The sequence below is a fragment of the Desulfurivibrio nitratireducens genome, assembly GCF_044068515.1.
Taxonomy (GTDB): Bacteria; Desulfobacterota; Desulfobulbia; order Desulfobulbales; family Desulfurivibrionaceae; genus Desulfurivibrio.
In genome coordinates, this window is the sequence record NZ_JBIPKI010000034.1 from 13,006 (window position 1) to 27,766 (window position 14,761).

General features: G+C 54.1%; 12 protein-coding genes. 3 read left to right on the forward strand and 9 right to left on the reverse strand.

Annotated elements, in window-relative coordinates:
• Positions 1-36: 36 nt before the first annotated feature.
• From ACHHTY_RS08885 to ACHHTY_RS08920, 8 genes are read right to left on the reverse strand one after another with little or no spacing between them, the layout of a single operon-like run.
• Positions 37-978: an NAD-dependent epimerase/dehydratase family protein gene (locus ACHHTY_RS08885; protein WP_395493755.1), complete on the reverse strand. Its 942-nt coding sequence runs from the start codon at positions 976-978 to the stop codon at positions 37-39.
• A 23-nt stretch (positions 979-1,001) separates the two neighbouring features.
• Complete coding sequence (locus tag ACHHTY_RS08890; RefSeq protein WP_395493756.1) at positions 1,002-2,051, reverse strand: EpsG family protein; 1,050 nt, start codon at positions 2,049-2,051, stop codon at positions 1,002-1,004.
• Entirely contained in the window at positions 2,048-2,863 is an 816-nt protein-coding gene (locus ACHHTY_RS08895) for a glycosyltransferase family 2 protein (RefSeq protein WP_395493757.1), read from the reverse strand. The genes ACHHTY_RS08890 and ACHHTY_RS08895 overlap by 4 nt, the downstream gene beginning before the upstream one ends.
• The gene (locus tag ACHHTY_RS08900; protein WP_395493758.1) at positions 2,856-3,800 is read right to left on the reverse strand and encodes a hypothetical protein; all 945 of its coding nucleotides are present in this window, start codon (positions 3,798-3,800) and stop codon (positions 2,856-2,858) included. The genes ACHHTY_RS08895 and ACHHTY_RS08900 overlap by 8 nt, the downstream gene beginning before the upstream one ends.
• The gene (locus ACHHTY_RS08905) at positions 3,772-4,674 is read right to left on the reverse strand and encodes a nucleotidyltransferase domain-containing protein (protein ID WP_395493759.1); all 903 of its coding nucleotides are present in this window, start codon (positions 4,672-4,674) and stop codon (positions 3,772-3,774) included. Before ACHHTY_RS08905 ends, ACHHTY_RS08900 begins: the two co-directional genes overlap by 29 nt.
• Positions 4,661-5,977, reverse strand: a complete 1,317-nt coding sequence (locus ACHHTY_RS08910) for a flippase (RefSeq protein ID WP_395493760.1) — start codon at positions 5,975-5,977, stop codon at positions 4,661-4,663. The genes ACHHTY_RS08905 and ACHHTY_RS08910 overlap by 14 nt, the downstream gene beginning before the upstream one ends.
• A 6-nt stretch (positions 5,978-5,983) precedes the next feature.
• A complete protein-coding gene (locus ACHHTY_RS08915; RefSeq protein WP_395493762.1) occupies positions 5,984-7,117 on the reverse strand; it encodes a Wzz/FepE/Etk N-terminal domain-containing protein in 1,134 nt (377 codons plus the stop codon).
• 46 nt (positions 7,118-7,163) lie between these two features.
• Positions 7,164-7,493 (reverse strand): MarR family EPS-associated transcriptional regulator, encoded by a 330-nt coding sequence (locus ACHHTY_RS08920; protein ID WP_395493763.1) that lies wholly within the window; start codon positions 7,491-7,493, stop codon positions 7,164-7,166.
• A gap of 257 nt (positions 7,494-7,750) precedes the next feature.
• Here ACHHTY_RS08920 and mutM point away from each other — a divergent pair, with 257 nt between their 5' ends.
• From mutM to ACHHTY_RS08935, 3 genes are all read left to right on the forward strand, one after another.
• Positions 7,751-8,590 carry a bifunctional DNA-formamidopyrimidine glycosylase/DNA-(apurinic or apyrimidinic site) lyase gene (mutM, locus tag ACHHTY_RS08925; protein WP_395493764.1) on the forward strand — a complete coding sequence of 280 codons (840 nt, stop codon included), beginning with the start codon at positions 7,751-7,753 and terminating at the stop codon, positions 8,588-8,590.
• Between the two features lie 201 nt (positions 8,591-8,791).
• Positions 8,792-10,066, forward strand: a complete 1,275-nt coding sequence (locus ACHHTY_RS08930; protein WP_395493765.1) for an efflux RND transporter periplasmic adaptor subunit — start codon at positions 8,792-8,794, stop codon at positions 10,064-10,066.
• Positions 10,063-13,359 carry an efflux RND transporter permease subunit gene (locus ACHHTY_RS08935; protein ID WP_395493766.1) on the forward strand — a complete coding sequence of 1,099 codons (3,297 nt, stop codon included), beginning with the start codon at positions 10,063-10,065 and terminating at the stop codon, positions 13,357-13,359. The genes ACHHTY_RS08930 and ACHHTY_RS08935 overlap by 4 nt, the downstream gene beginning before the upstream one ends.
• A gap of 173 nt (positions 13,360-13,532) precedes the next feature.
• Here ACHHTY_RS08935 and ACHHTY_RS08940 read toward each other — a convergent pair.
• Positions 13,533-14,761: (Fe-S)-binding protein (locus tag ACHHTY_RS08940; RefSeq protein WP_395493767.1), on the reverse strand; the 1,229-nt coding region annotated here is incomplete at its 5' end.

Sequence of the window (14,761 nt, forward strand, 5' to 3'; positions counted from 1 at the left end):
ATAAATGTGGAGCATGTCCGCATATTCTACAATTTTTTATAGCGCCAGGTTCCTGCAGTATTGACGAAGACCCTCCCGTATACCAACTATCGGCGTAAAAGCTAACTGATCCCTTATTTTGTCAGTGGAATAAACCGCTCGATTCGTTAATGCGGCCAGGCGTCCAGAGGAAAGGGGGAATTTAGGATTAATTTTCGCGAGTAAGCTCAATTTTCTCGCTAAATATTTAGGGATTACCGGCGTCCAGGCCCATCCTCCACCCGTCTCGCTTTTAACTAAATTAACGAAAGAATATTGATCCATAACATCTGAAACGATGAAATCTTGATTTATAGCAGCGGGATTTTTCATGCATAAAATAATCGCAGCCACCACATCATCAACGTGCACATAATTCATCTTGTAATTCAGTGGATTACCAATATAAAAAAACAGGTTCCGGCTTATCATCCGTACCAGTTGGGCTAATGATTGGTTGGTCATACCATTTCCGAAAATATTTGACGGGCGAATTATAGTATAAGGAATATTGTTATTCTCACAAAATTCATGAACAACTATCTCCCCTTCCGCCTTGGTTATTTCATATTCCCCGACAGGATTGAAGGGATAATCCTCTTTTATTACTCCTGAGTTTTGAGGCCCATAAACTCCGACACTGCTAACTTGGATCCATTGTGTGTTATCTCCAGACCTGAGATTCTCTAAAGTCTTCTTTGTCGCCTCAACATGTAGCTGTCTCATCAACCGCTCATCTTTTGTTTCACCAGCGCAATTAATAACCACATCATATTCTGATAATTTCGGATGCTTACCTGCACTCATATCACCGACGTGGACCGCAACACTATTCCCCCAAAATGAATTAATCCGGGACGGGTTCCTTGTCAGTACTGAAACTGCCGAACCGCTCGTGATCATTTTTTGCACTAAAGCGCGGCCAAGGAAACCAGTTGCACCAAAAACAAAGACTTTCATCTGCGCACCTCGTGCAAACAAACCTAAAATGTCAGAAAATCGAGAAACTCATACGGCAAAAACGGGGATTTTCCTTGCCCGAATTCAAGAATAAACCCCCGATAAACACCCACTGCGGAAATTGCTCCGCCCAAAAAAAGAGCTAACACTACCTGTTTGTCAAATAGTCGGCCCAACCTCGAGTAAGTCGCTAAAACAGCAACCGGCAAAGCAAATGAAACCAAATCCAGAAATCTTAATCCAGCGTATGTAAAACTTGCCATCACCCCAAAAAGCATGACAAACAAAAGAGCTGGTATAATTATTTTTATTTTTTCTTCATCTGGAAGTGAGGAGAAAAAAATGCCCAAAATTATTATAAAAATCACAATAATTTTGCTTAGGCCGGAAACAACAGATGGTGAAGACATTGCTTCATAAGCAATAATTTTTGAGCTGAAATAATCCAAATTAGCATAATACATAATTATCGCTATAATTGTGGCAACTATCAACAAGAAAAAATTTGACATCCGTATCCATTGGCGCTGCGAAATAAAAACAAATAATATTGAAATAAAAGCAGAATAATGAAAGAACAATGAAGACATTGCTATCAATATTCCCCTATAACTTCCTCTCCTGCGAATTTCTTGAACAGCTATTATCAATATTAAAGAGGCAAGGCCTATCCGCAAGGCGTTCATGCTATACTGGTAAGCGAAGGCTGGCGCGAAATATGCCATTAAAAAAAAAGATTCATTTTGATCCGCGCGAAGTATAAAAACAATTACAAGCACGAAAAAAATCAATGAAATTGATCGAACAGCAACTTCAACAGATCCCCAAAATTTAATCATGGCCCAGCCCATTACCATAAAACCAGGCTCAATTCCACCACCCCCCCCCGTATCAACAATTGAGAGAAGCATGTGTTCATAATTAACAGTATCGGTCCCCACATTTCCACGCAATATCGAGATAGTGGCGATGAACAACAAGGCAAGAACGGAAAGTAATTTGCCCCGGTAATTTACAAGCGCAGAAACAACAAACGCCCAATAAAGGGCTCCCCATCCAAACAAATAAATCACAGGGCACCAGACCTGAAAAATTTAGTTTTTAAAATTCGACGAAAGTATTTTAAGTGTGAAAAGGACGCAAGAAACAAAAACGACCACATTCCATAGCATTTATCCTGATATAACCGCCGGTACACTTCCAATTCACCATTTTGCATCTTCCTCAGGTCGCCACTAAGCCCGCCCGCTCCGTAGGCATCTTTGTATAAATAAGTAAGTGGCAATTCACAGTAATAACATGACAATTTGGCACAGCAAATTTCGCACCAAAGCAAATAATCTTCACAGAATCTTTTACCTTTAGCAAATCGCATGGGCAAATCACGTCGCATCATTACAGTTGGTGTAGAGAAATAGTTTGATAACAGTAGTTGACGTTTAAAAACTGGAGTGAAGAAGGCATTTTCCCTCTTGAAATTGACGCACACCGCTCTCTCCCTGTCAGCATGTATTTGTCTGAATGCATGACCGGTAAGGCTAACCTCGGGATGTTCACTCATCCAGCCATATTGGATTTCAATCTTTTGTGTATGCCAGCTGTCATCAGCATCAAGAAAGGCGATATAGGGGTGAGTGGCCGCCTCCCATCCAGCATTACGCGCCTCGCCAGGGCCTACATTTCGTGGCAGTTCGATTACCTTTACCCAGCCCGGCGGATAATACTCCTTGATCTCTCGAAGCTTATCAAGCGTCTTATCAAAACTACAATCATCAACCAAAATTATTTCCGCGGGACGCAGCGTCTGCGTATAAACTGAAGCCACGGCTCTTTCGATCGTTTTGACACAACAATAACACGGAATGACAACAGTAACCTCAGGCATGCACTTTTCTCATAAGTCTTATCATTGGGACAACGATTTTCTTTATATAGCGACGAAACCAAATTCGATAGCCAAGTAAATTTGAACAATCAATATGAAAAGGGAATTCAGCCCCTTTCCATATCGCTCCAGATGCCGAATAACCACCCATAATTTTAGCACGAAAATTCCTCATCATGATAATTTCGTTTTCAATTTCAGGACTAATCGAATCAAACTTCGAGTTTCCAGCTAATATATTAAGGAATTCATTCATCACATAATGTTTATTACTATTTTTTATTTTAGTGGCAAACGCAACCCACAATGCCATTTGCTCACCGGCTAACGACAACATTAACTTGCACTCAATAATTAGATTATGCAACTCAAAATTATCAATGATACCATCCTCCGTAGCGCTGCTCCTAATAATATTCAATTTATTCTTAATACTAGTTATAGTAGCAATATAATTACTGTTATAATTAAAGTAAATCTTACATTCATCCAGGGAATATAGAACACTTTTCAATATAAGAAGGATAGATCTATCGCTAAAATTAGAGTTTAGTATTCGATCAAAATGTAACCACGAACGCACTTGACGAGCAGCAATAATAATTTTGGACTTTTCTTCATCAAAGAATGTTAAATATTCCGACCTAGACGAACCAAGAGCTCGTAATGTTGTATATTTAAACAGATCACCCAGAAGGTCTTTAGTACATATAAATGGACCATGTGTGAATAAAACAGACAAGATTTCAGGGTTATAAAAAATCAACCCGCGATTAGCCTCAACCCACTCTCTCACCACAACTATGCAGTCAATATCTGACACACCAGGATTATCTACGCTACCGCATTGCACCACATCTATCGCGCCATTTTTTAACGCAATTTCCCGATATTGCTCAATTATTTTTCTATAATCGCTTAAAGTTACTTTCCGCATAACACTTTACAGAATTTGCAAATGATTGTACTTGACGCATAAAATCCTGATAATCATCAACGTTCATTGGAAAAAAGACTCCCGAAATGCGCTGAAGCCACAATGGCGACCTAACAAAATTCTCCACTGGAAAAAGTGAACGTCTAATGGCAAAAGAAATACAATTTGTTTTCCATTCCTCACGCATACGACTTGCTTCACCCAAAGCCCTTAAGGGAAAAAATTTGTTGTATTTTTCTTCAAATAGTTTCAAAGCTTCCCTTTTGTACAAGAAAATACCATCTATTGCCTCAATAAAAAGGATTGGTATTAACAATACAACAGAAATAACGCACTTAAGTTTATATGGAGTTCTACTCACAAGATTATTATTGCACAACAGAACAGAATTACATGTATTAATAAGTTTATTATAAGCATTATTAATACTTAATTTTTTATTCGTACTAATATATAAATTCGGATCACCTTTTAAAATCACTGATTTCTTAAGGGTATCAACAGGCAGGACTGACTCATCATATTCATGAAAGTATTTATCAGAAATAATATCTACGCAATGATGCATTAAAGGATCAATTTTATGGATATACAGAGATAATTTTCGTGCTATATCAGCACAATGTATGTCGTTACTTTTTTTTGGTTTTTCGCTTGAGGAAATTATTACTATGTCGATATCGCTAAAGTTTGTAATAATTCCGGTTGAATAACTTCCGTGCAGCAAAATTGTGTTTTTTCCATTATCAAAAAGACTATCTAAGTACTTTTTAATTTCATTTACGACCCTTACTCTTTTTGAATAACACGATGTATATTCACCAAAAATAGATGCTGATAAGATAATGTGATCCACAGTATTATATGCTTTCATGATTATATATTATCTGCCTGAGGCATGACGTAGAATATCCGTAATACATCAATAAAACTGTGAATTCAGTAATCACAGTCGCAATGGCCGCCCCTTTGGCCCCATAAAACGGAATTAGCAGTAGATTAAGCACCACGTTAAACACAGCAGCAGTTCCCATGAGAAGCACCTTAGTTCTAATGTAGTTTCTCGTGGTGAGTACAGCCCCTGCACCGGATGCAACAAACCGGAATGGTATAGCGACAGCTAAAATAATTAACAACGAGATTGCAGCAAGATATTGTTCTCCGAACAACCAAGGCAACATTTGTGGTGCAAGCACCCAAAGTAGCAACATCGCGGCCACTCCTAGAACCAGCATTGCTAAATTGCCCTTTCGGTAAGCTTGACGCAGCTTATCCACATCGTGGTGAGCCCAGCGGTGAAAGCGTGGTAGCAAAAATTTTTGATACACTACACTCGGGAACAGATAAACGGCGGTCATTACCACGAAGGCCACATTGTATATTCCCACCGCCGACTCTCCAGCAAGGTACTTGAGTAATATTAAATCGCTCTGGAAGTAGATGATGTAGAAAATCCCGGCCAGGCCAAACGGCCACGATGCTGACACGACATCGAGAGAGCCGGGGATTTCCAAAGTCTCGGGTTTGACTTCAGGAAGCAACGGACTGTGACCTTCCAATTCCACCCGGCCACGGGCCATTAGAGAAAGTTGCCAGGCTCCAAACATCAACATCGTAACAGCAACAATGGCGTAAACAATAGCTGCGTGCGATGTTGCCAGGTGTTCGGTTCCAACCAGGTACAAAAACAAAACAACCAAAACAAAACGCCCCAGATGTGGCAAGAACTGCCAGGTTGCTAAGCGTAAATGCCGCCCTTCAAGCTGATATTTGGCGCTGGTCAGCTCAATAGCGGCTTGGCCTAGAGCATGAAGAGCTAATATCGTGAGCAGCCAGACAGTGGTTTCATCATGGGGACCAAACCAAGCCCATAATAGTATCAGACTAAGGACCAGCAAGGTGCTGAACACCAGGAACCTGAATGAACTCGGCAACCAACGCCGCGCTCTCCAACCCTCGCGGCCGAATGCGTTGAGCCAATATCCCGCTACACCAAACCCAGCCAAAGGAGCAACCAGAGTAACCATAGCCAATGCTGCAGAGAAAGCTCCGAACTGCTCCACCCCCAAAACCCGGGCGAGGACAACCTGCGTTGCGAAAGCCAAACCCGCTCCAGCCATGGTGCCAATCCACAGCACCGAAATAGACTGAAAGGCTTTTATTGCACTGCTAGTCATATAACGCTACTCAGTGCTCCTGACTTTGCTGAGAAACTCTTGGAAAGCAGCGACCAAAACCCCCAGTACCCCGCCCAAAACCAGACTCAAGGCCAAAACCAGCATCTTTTGGGGTTGCGCTGGTTTTTCAGGGGAAACTGCCTGTTGATCCAAACGGGCGGGCAAAAGTTCGGCTCGAGCGGTTTGCAACATACGTAAACCGCTTTCCAGCAAATCCAACTTGGCTTGTTTATCCCGCAGGCCGGGGATGAAGGGATCATCGTTCTCTCGTTGCTTGAGGGCTTGCATTTCGGCGGTCAGGTCTCTTACTCCCCGCAAATAAAGCGGCTCCTCGGTGGTTGATACGGCAACTCCAAAATTACTGCTTTCCAGGGTTCGTAAAGGTGCGTCATCCCGATCAATGATATTCAGCTCACGGGCAATTGATATTTCCTCATCCAGGAGGGCGACCTTGTCCAGGCGGCGCTGGCGGGCAAATTCCCGCTCGATGCGGATCTGCTCCTGCAAGGTCTCTTTTTCGTTGACTATTTTTGTTCTGATCCCATCCACATACTTGTCAACGGTACTCCGGGCGGCCAGCTGAATATACTCATTGACCAGGCCGGCAATCAGTTCAGAATTTTCCCCCCGCAAGGTCACAAAAACAAACCCGGGCTGATCCCTGTTTTCTTCCCTGATCTGTAAGGCTTCATGGAATTTTCGGCGAAAGACCAATTCCTCGGAATACCCTCTGTTACCGCCCAGAACCGCGAATAGATTATTTTCGGTAAAAAACTGCCGCCGCAGAGAACCGCCCCTGAGATTGCTGACGAATTCCTTATAAATTTTTTCTCTTTCCTTTGGCGCCGTTTCGTGGGTAATCACGTTGATGCCGGGAATATTCAAAGCCTGTACATGCCTGTCCTCCGGCGGCAGCAAAACCGCTTCCGCCTCATAGATCGGCGTGGCCAGTAACAGATAAACCCCGGCAACTGCAACAACCAGGGCCGTAACCCCGGCTATCCACCTCCATTGACGCACCAGCACCAGCCAGAGGTCCACTAAACTGATTTCGCTGTCTTTATACCCCCCTGGTTGCTGGTAGCAACAGGGGGATAACCCTGGAGCAATCACGGGCGCATTTGCTTTTTTATCTTCCATCCTGTCCTCTTACCCGATATGGGGGCACCAAAGCCGTTCAGGCTGATTATTTTTCTTCACTGCGCTTGATTGCTTCCTGTAGTTCCTTGATCTCCCGGCGAATATTTTCATATTCTTCCATTTTGCGCTGGAGAAAACTGCGGGTGACCCGGGCCTTCTCCTCGATGCCGCCCGGGGTCAGCTTGTAGAGATAGGCTGATTTATTTTGGGCATTGCGAAAATTTCTGGCCTTTACCAGCCCCACCTTGATCAGGGCCTGGAGGCAGAAGTTGGTTTTACCCAGGGAAATTCCCATGGCCCGGGCAAGCTCACGCTGGCTCCAGTGGGGCTGCTCATCGAGGAGCTTGAGCAATCGGTATCGGGTGTTGATGTCCAAGGAGGTAACTTTATTATAGAAAAGGGGTTGGCAGGGCGGGCTACCGCCATTCGGGTGAACATGCGTTCAACCGTCGAACAAATTCGCTCCGCTTGTTTAACGAATATTCGTATGGGGGTCAAGAGAAAATCCTAGCATTGGATAGATCTTTTTTGAGACCCGTTCCTAAACTCCTTTACCTCTAGGCAGCATTGACAAACATAAGCCGAGTCCATATCTTGCTGCGAGCTGCGCAATAACTTAACCGTGAGTCGCCAATGCCTGAACTGCCGGAAGTGGAAGTGGTGCGCCGGGGCCTGGAGCGCTTGCTGGTGGGCCGCCGGATCGCCGAGATTGAAGCCAGCGGCCTGCCTCTGCGGGCGCCGGTGCCGATGACCGCCCTGGGCCGCTGGGCCTGCGGGGCGAAGGTGGCCAAGGTGGGGCGGCGGGCCAAGTATCTCCTCTGGCACCTGGACAATGGGGCCCTGGTGCTGCTGCACCTGGGAATGACCGGCAAGATCTACCCGGCCGCGGCCCTGGAGCCTCGACGCAAGCATGACCACCTCTGCTTCCGCCTGGACCGGGGTGAAGCGGGGACGGAGGAAATCCGCTTCAACGACTGTCGCCGCTTCGGCCTGGTGGCGGTGGCGCCCCCCGCCGAGGCGGCCGCTCCGCCGCTGCTGGCCGGCCTCGGGCCCGAACCCCTGGACGCCAAGGCCTTCAGCTCGGCCTACCTGGCCGACTATTGCCGCGACCGCCGGACCCCAATCAAAAATCTGCTGATGGACAACCGGGCCGTGGTGGGGATCGGCAATATTTACGCCAATGAAACCCTGTTCGCGGCCCGGGTCAGCCCCTTCGCCCCGGCGGGGGAACTCAGCCGGGCCGCCTGCCAGCGGATCGTGGTCGCCGCCCGCCAGATCCTCAAAAAGGCCATTGCCGCCGGCGGCACCACCATTGCCGACTTTGCCAACGCCGCCGGCGAGTCCGGTTACTTCCAGGTCCAGCTCAAGGTTTACGGCCGGGCCAACCAGCCCTGCCCCCGCTGCGGGGGCCTGATCGAGCGGCAAATGCAGGGTGGGCGGCCGACTTTTTTCTGCCCCTCCTGCCAGCATTGAAAACAGAAGAAATTATGCCCGGTTTAGCGTAAGCTATGGGGCGTTATTTACCGGGAGAGCTGGAAACAGATTTAAAATCCGTTCCCAGAGGCTTCCCGAAACTGCTTTTTCTCGGTGCTCTCTGGGTCCTCTGTGGTTAAAATCAATTGCTTCCAAGATAAACCTCTATTCAGCGACCCTGCCTGAACTGGAAAATCCGCCATGCTCTCCCGCGAAAAAATATTCAAATATGTCCTGCCGGTGGTGGTGCTGCTGCTGGGCTTTGTCCTGCTGCAGGCCCTCCTGAGCAAGCGCCAGCCCCCGGAATTGCAGGAAACCGTGGACCTGGGGCCGCTGGTGGAGGTGCTTGAAGTCCAGCCCGCCCCCCACCAGGTGCTGGTCAAGGCCGGCGGCACCGTCCAGGCCCAGCGGGAAATCAGCCTGGTGCCCCGGGTGGCCGGAGAGGTGGTGGAACTGGGGCCGGATTTCATCGCCGGGGGCTTTGTCAAGGCCGGCGAGCTGCTCTTCCGCCTCGACCCCGCCGATTACGAACTGGCTCGGCAACGGGCCGAAGCGGCAGTGGTCGGGGCCGAGGGCCGGCTGGTGGACGCTGAAAGCCGGGCCGCCATCGCCCGGCTGGAATGGGAACGCTTCCGGGGAGAAGATCCGGCGGCCGAACCGCCCAATCCCCTGGTCCTCCATGAACCGCAACTGCTGGAAGCCCGGGCCGGTCTGGCCGCCGCCCAGGCCGATTTATCCGCCGCCCGGCTCAATCTGGAGCGCACCACCATCCGGGCCCCCTTCAACGGCCGGATCCGCGAGCGCCGCCTGGAAATGGGCCAGTTCATCCCCGCCAACAGCAACGTCGCCACCCTGACCGGCAGCGATCAGGCCGAGGTGGTGGTTCCCCTGCCCCCGGCCGAACTGCCCTGGCTCGACCTGCCCGCCCCCGGCCAGGAGCGCGACGGCTCGCCGGCCCGGGTGACCATTGTTGCCGGCGGTCTCAACTACCAGTGGCCCGGCCATCTGCGCCGGACCCTGGGCGAGGTTGAAAGCCAGGGCCGGATGGTGCGGGCGGTGGTGGCGGTGGCCGATCCCTTCGGTTTGCAACTGACCGAGAAACCCCCCATCGAATTGCTGCCGGGCATGTTCGTGGCCGTGGAGTTGGCCGGTCCCCGGCTGGAGGAGGTCTTCACCCTGCCCCGCCGCCTGATCCGGGAAAACAACACGGTCTGGCTGCTGGACGACCGCCAGCATCTGCGGATGCAAACGGTGGGCATCGTCCGCGAAGAGCGGGATCTGGTGGTGATCGACTCCGGCTTGAACCCCGGCGACCGGGTCATCGTCACCGACCTGGCCGGGGCGGTGGAAGGCCTGGCCCTGCGTCTCAACGGCCGCAACAACGAAGAGTCGGCCGCCGACCAGGGCCAAGCCGAGCAGAATAACGCCGCCGAAGCCACTGCGGCACCCGGCCGCGCCGGGGAAGGCCCGCGATGAACCGGCAGATCGAATGGATGGCCCGCAACTACGTGGCCTCCACCCTGCTGATGCTGTTCTTCGCCTTGGGCGGCCTGGTGCTGGCGTTCAACGTCAAGCAGGAGGTCTTTCCGGAAATCGCCCTGGACCGGGTGGTGATCACGGTGAGCTACCCCGGGGCCAGCCCCGAGGAGGTGGAAGAGGGGATCATCCTCAAGATCGAGGAGAACATCAGCAGCATCGACGGGATCAAGGAAATCAGCGCCACTGCCGCCGAGGGAATGGCCACGGTCAGCGCCGTGGTCGATACCGGGGCCGATGCCGACCAGATCCTCCAGGACATCAAGAGCGAAGTCGACCGGATCACCACCTTCCCCATCGACGCCGAAAAGCCGGTGATCAGCAAGGCCCTGATCCGCAACGAAGTCATCTCGGTGGTGGTGTACGGCCGGGCCTCGGAGTTGACCCTGCGCCAGTGGGCCGAGGCGATCCGCGACGATCTCCTGGCCCTGCCCGGCATCACCCAGGTGGAACTGGTGGGGGTGCGGCCCTACGAGATTTCCATTGAAATCCCCGAGGAGATGCTGCGCCGCCACCAGTTGACCCTGGAAGGGGTGGCGGCCACGGTGCGGCGGGCCTCCCAGGACATTCCCGGCGGGGCCATCAAGACCGAGGGCGGCGAAATTTTGCTGCGGACCAAGGAGCGCCGCTACTTCGGCCCGGAATACAGCGATATCGTGGTCAAGGCGGCGGCCGACGGCACCCTGCTGCGGCTGGGCGAGATCGCCACCATCATCGACGGCTTCGAGGACATCGACCTGATCAGCCGCTTCAACGGCCAGCCCGCTGCCATGGTCCAGGTCTTCCGGGTCGGAGAGCAGAAGCCCTCCGAAATCGCCGATACCGTCCGCGACTACGTGGCCCAGCGCCGCCCCGGCCTGCCGGCTGCGGCCGACGGCAATCCCGCCCCGGCCGCCTGGGGAGGCGGCGCGGAGGGGCCGATGCTCGATCTGGCCCTCTGGAACGACAATTCCGAGATCCTCCAGAGCCGCTTCAACCTGCTGCTGAAGAACGCGGCCATCGGTCTCTTCCTGGTCTTCGCCATTCTCAGCCTCTTTCTCGAGTTCAAGCTGGCCCTCTGGGTGATGCTGGGCCTGCCGGTGGCCTTTCTCGGGGCTCTTTTCTTCATGCCCACGTTGAATGTCTCCATCAACATGATGTCGCTGTTCGCCTTCATCATGGCCCTGGGCATCGTGGTGGACAACTCGGTGGTGGTGGGCGAGAGCATCCACGAGCACCGCAGCCGGGGCAAGGAACGCCTCAAGGCGGCCATCGAGGGCACCTGGGAGGTGGCGGTGCCGGTGGTCTTTTCGGTGCTGACCACGGTGGCGGCCTTTCTGCCCCTGCTTTATATCACCGGCACCATGGGCAAGTTCATCCGGGCGATCCCCCTGGTGGTGATCAGCATCCTGATCGTTTCCCTGATCGTGTCGCTCTTTGTTCTGCCCGCCCTGCTGGGCCGCAGCGGGCGGCTGAAGACCGGGGCCGGGCCGGAAACCGCCGGCGGCGGCGAGGAAAACGGGGACCAGGCCGCGACCGCGCCGGGGCTGCGACGCTATCTCCACTTCCACCATTTGGTCAACCGGCGCCTGAGCTGGCTGATCGACGGCCCCTATCGCCGCACCCTCGAGTTCTGCCTCAATTACCGGGGGTTGACCCTGGCCCTGGCCCTGGTCATGCTGATGGCCGCCGGCGGGGTGGTCGGCGGCGGGATCATCAAGTTCCGCTTCATGCCCGAGGTGGAGGGGGACCTGATCCTGGTCGAGCTGGAAATGCCCCAGGGCACCCTGGTGGAGGAAACCGCCCGGATCGAGGCCTTACTCGTCGAGCAGGCCCGGGTGGCGGTGGCCGAATTTGATGCCCGTAGGGCGGAAGGCACCATTTTCCGCCACCTCTACTCGGTGGTGGGCGGAACCATCGCCGCCGGCGGTCCCGGCGGCGGCGCCACCGATACCGGCACCCACTTGGCCAATACCGCCCTGATCCTCCAGCCCGCCGAGGTCCGCGAGTTGCCGGCGGCTGAGGTCGCCGCCCGCTGGCGGGAGCTGGTGGGGGAAATTCCCGGGGTTCGCTCCCTGACCTTCACCACCAACCTGATCCGCTTCGGGGCCAACATCGATGTCCAGCTTTCCCACGACGACTTCGACACCCTGCTGATCGCCCGCGAACGGCTCAAGGAAGACCTGGCCCGCTATCCCGGGGTGGGCGACATCGCCGACAATTTCCCCGAGGGCAAGCGCGAGCTGAAATTGCGGCTCAGGCCCGAGGCCCGCAGTCTGGGGGTTACCGAGGAAGACCTGGGCCGCCAGGTCCGGGGGGCTTTTTTCGGAGCCGAGTCCCTGCGCCTGCAGCGGGGCCGCAACGAGGTCAAGGTGATGGTCCGCTATCCCGAGGAGGAGCGGCGCAGCGTCTGGAACCTGGAACGGATGATGATCCGCACCCCGGCCGACGGGGAAGTGCCCTTGCCCCAGGCGGCTTACGTCGAGGAGGGCCGGGGTTTTGCCTCCATCAACCGCCATGACCGCAAGCGGGTGGTCAACGTCACCGCCAGCGTCGACGAGCGCCGGGCCAACGCCGAAGAAATCCTCGAGGCCCTCAAGCGCGACAGCCTGGCCCGGCTGGTCGCCGACTTCCCCGGCCTGAGCTACGACCTCGAGGGCGAAGAAAAGGAGCGCCGCGACTCCATGGGCAGCATGGCCAGCGGCTTTCTGCTGGCCATGTTCGCCATTTTCGCCCTGCTGGCCATCCCCCTGCGCAGTTACGGCCAGCCGCTGATCATCATGGCCGCCATCCCCTTCGGCATCGTCGGGGCCCTGATCGGCCACGGCCTGCTGGGCTACAACCTCAGCATCCTCAGCCTGTTCGGGATCGTCGCCCTCTCCGGAGTGGTGGTCAACAACTCCCTGCTGCTGATCGACCGGATCAACCGCAACCTGGAAGAAAAATTGGGGTCAGACACCAATTTATTGATGACGCAAGGGGCAAATGAAACAAACCCGCCAAACAATAAATTGGTGTCTGACCCCAATTTTTTACGACGCCAGGCGGTGATCGACGCCGGCCGCCGCCGCTTCCGCCCGATCCTGCTGACCTCGCTGACCACCTTTTTCGGCCTGTTCCCGATGATCCTGGAAACCAGCGTCCAGGCCCAGTTCCTGATCCCCATGGCCATCAGTTTGGGCTTCGGAGTACTGTTTTCCACCTTCATCACCCTGGTGCTGGTGCCCACCCTCTACATGCTTCGGCCCCGGTAAAACTTGCAGCAGCACCGCATCTTCGGGCGATCGGACCGACTTGCGTAGCGAACTACGCGGCGCCGGTCCGCTTGCCCGAATCTGCGGCACTGCTGCAAGTTTTACTTGCGGTCCGGGGGTTGGTTTCCTGCCGAGGTAAAAAATTGGGGTCAGACACCCATTTATTGGTGACTCTAGAGGCAAATGAGACAAACCCGCAAAACAATAAATGGGTGTCTGACCCCAATTTTTATTAAGGTGATTTTTAGGCGGAGGCGGTTTAGGTAGGTCCAGGGGGACTTGGCGACGGGCAGTTGCCCGGCCAGGGCGGCGGCCGGGTCGCGGAGCAGGTCGGCCAGGTGGATGGGGGCCAGGCCGGCCCGCTGGAGGAAACCGGCGCAGCCGGCGCAGTAAGTGACCACGGCCATTTTGTCGGCCTGGCAGTAGCGCATCCGGCCCCAGTTGGCAGCCAGATCGGGGCGGACCAGGCCCACCGCCCCGCCCTCGCCGCAGCAGAGGGTCTTGCCGCCGCTGGCCTTCATTTCCCGGACTTCCAGGCCCTCCCGGGCCAGCAGGCGGCGCACCGCCCTCCGTAATCCGGGTTGGCCGCGCAGCGGGCAGGGATCATGGACGGTCACCACCGGACCCGCTGGTTTGGTTTCTCCCCCGGAATCAGCCAAGACCGCGGCCTCCCCTTGCCCCGCCGGCTTGGCCCGGCCCTCCCCCGCCAGCACTTCCCAAACGCTGATTACCTTCAGTTCCCCGCCGTACTGGCTGAAAACCTTGTGGCAGTTGGGACAGGCCACCAGCACTTCCTCGACTCCGGCGCCGAGCAGCCGCTGACGGATTTCGCCGAATTTCCGCTGAAAATGCTGCTGACGGCCCAGGTCGTGGGACGGCTTGGCACAACAGCCCAGCACTATCCCCAGATCCGGTATTTCCTTCCGCAGCCGCCGATAAAGAGCCAGGGTGCTCTCCGGCCGGCTGCCGGGCAGGGCGCAACCGGGAAAGAAGACCCGGCGGCATCCGGCTGGCAGCCCCTGCCAGGCCAACAGGCGCGAGTTGCCCAGTTTTTCATATGTCAGCAGCGGGCGATAGGGCCGCAGATTGACGGCCCGGCGGGCCACGGCCTGGCGCCGCATGGCCAGGAACATGGCCCCCGGCTCCAGCTTTTCCGGGCAGACCGCCCCGCAAAGGTTGCACAAGCTGCAGGTGAAGGGATCGGTATCGCAGCGGCCGGCCTGCAGAGCGGCGGCGATTTCCCCCGGCAGGCCGTTTTCCTGGAGAAAGGCGCAGCGGGCCGCGCAAGCCCCGCAGCGGGTGCAGGCCCTTTCTAGTTCCGCTGCCGCCGCCAACTCCGGACTCAAGGGCAAGGCCAAGGCGGCGGGATCGACCACGGCCGGGCCGGGCCGGGGGGAGACGG

Excerpts from the sequence above, each read along its gene's own strand:
- ACHHTY_RS08885 (WP_395493755.1), bottom strand. The coding sequence starts at position 978 with ATGAAAGTCTTTGTTTTTGGTGCAACTGGTTTCCTTGGCCGCGCTTTA.
- ACHHTY_RS08895 (WP_395493757.1), bottom strand. The coding sequence starts at position 2,863 with ATGCCTGAGGTTACTGTTGTCATTCCGTGTTATTGTTGTGTCAAAACG.
- ACHHTY_RS08905 (WP_395493759.1), bottom strand. The coding sequence starts at position 4,674 with ATGAAAGCATATAATACTGTGGATCACATTATCTTATCAGCATCTATT.
- ACHHTY_RS08935 (WP_395493766.1), top strand. The coding sequence starts at position 10,063 with ATGAACCGGCAGATCGAATGGATGGCCCGCAACTACGTGGCCTCCACC.
- ACHHTY_RS08930 (WP_395493765.1), top strand. The coding sequence starts at position 8,792 with ATGCTCTCCCGCGAAAAAATATTCAAATATGTCCTGCCGGTGGTGGTG.
- mutM (WP_395493764.1), top strand. The coding sequence starts at position 7,751 with ATGCCTGAACTGCCGGAAGTGGAAGTGGTGCGCCGGGGCCTGGAGCGC.
- ACHHTY_RS08915 (WP_395493762.1), bottom strand. The coding sequence starts at position 7,117 with ATGGAAGATAAAAAAGCAAATGCGCCCGTGATTGCTCCAGGGTTATCC.
- ACHHTY_RS08910 (WP_395493760.1), bottom strand. The coding sequence starts at position 5,977 with ATGACTAGCAGTGCAATAAAAGCCTTTCAGTCTATTTCGGTGCTGTGG.
- ACHHTY_RS08900 (WP_395493758.1), bottom strand. The coding sequence starts at position 3,800 with ATGCGGAAAGTAACTTTAAGCGATTATAGAAAAATAATTGAGCAATAT.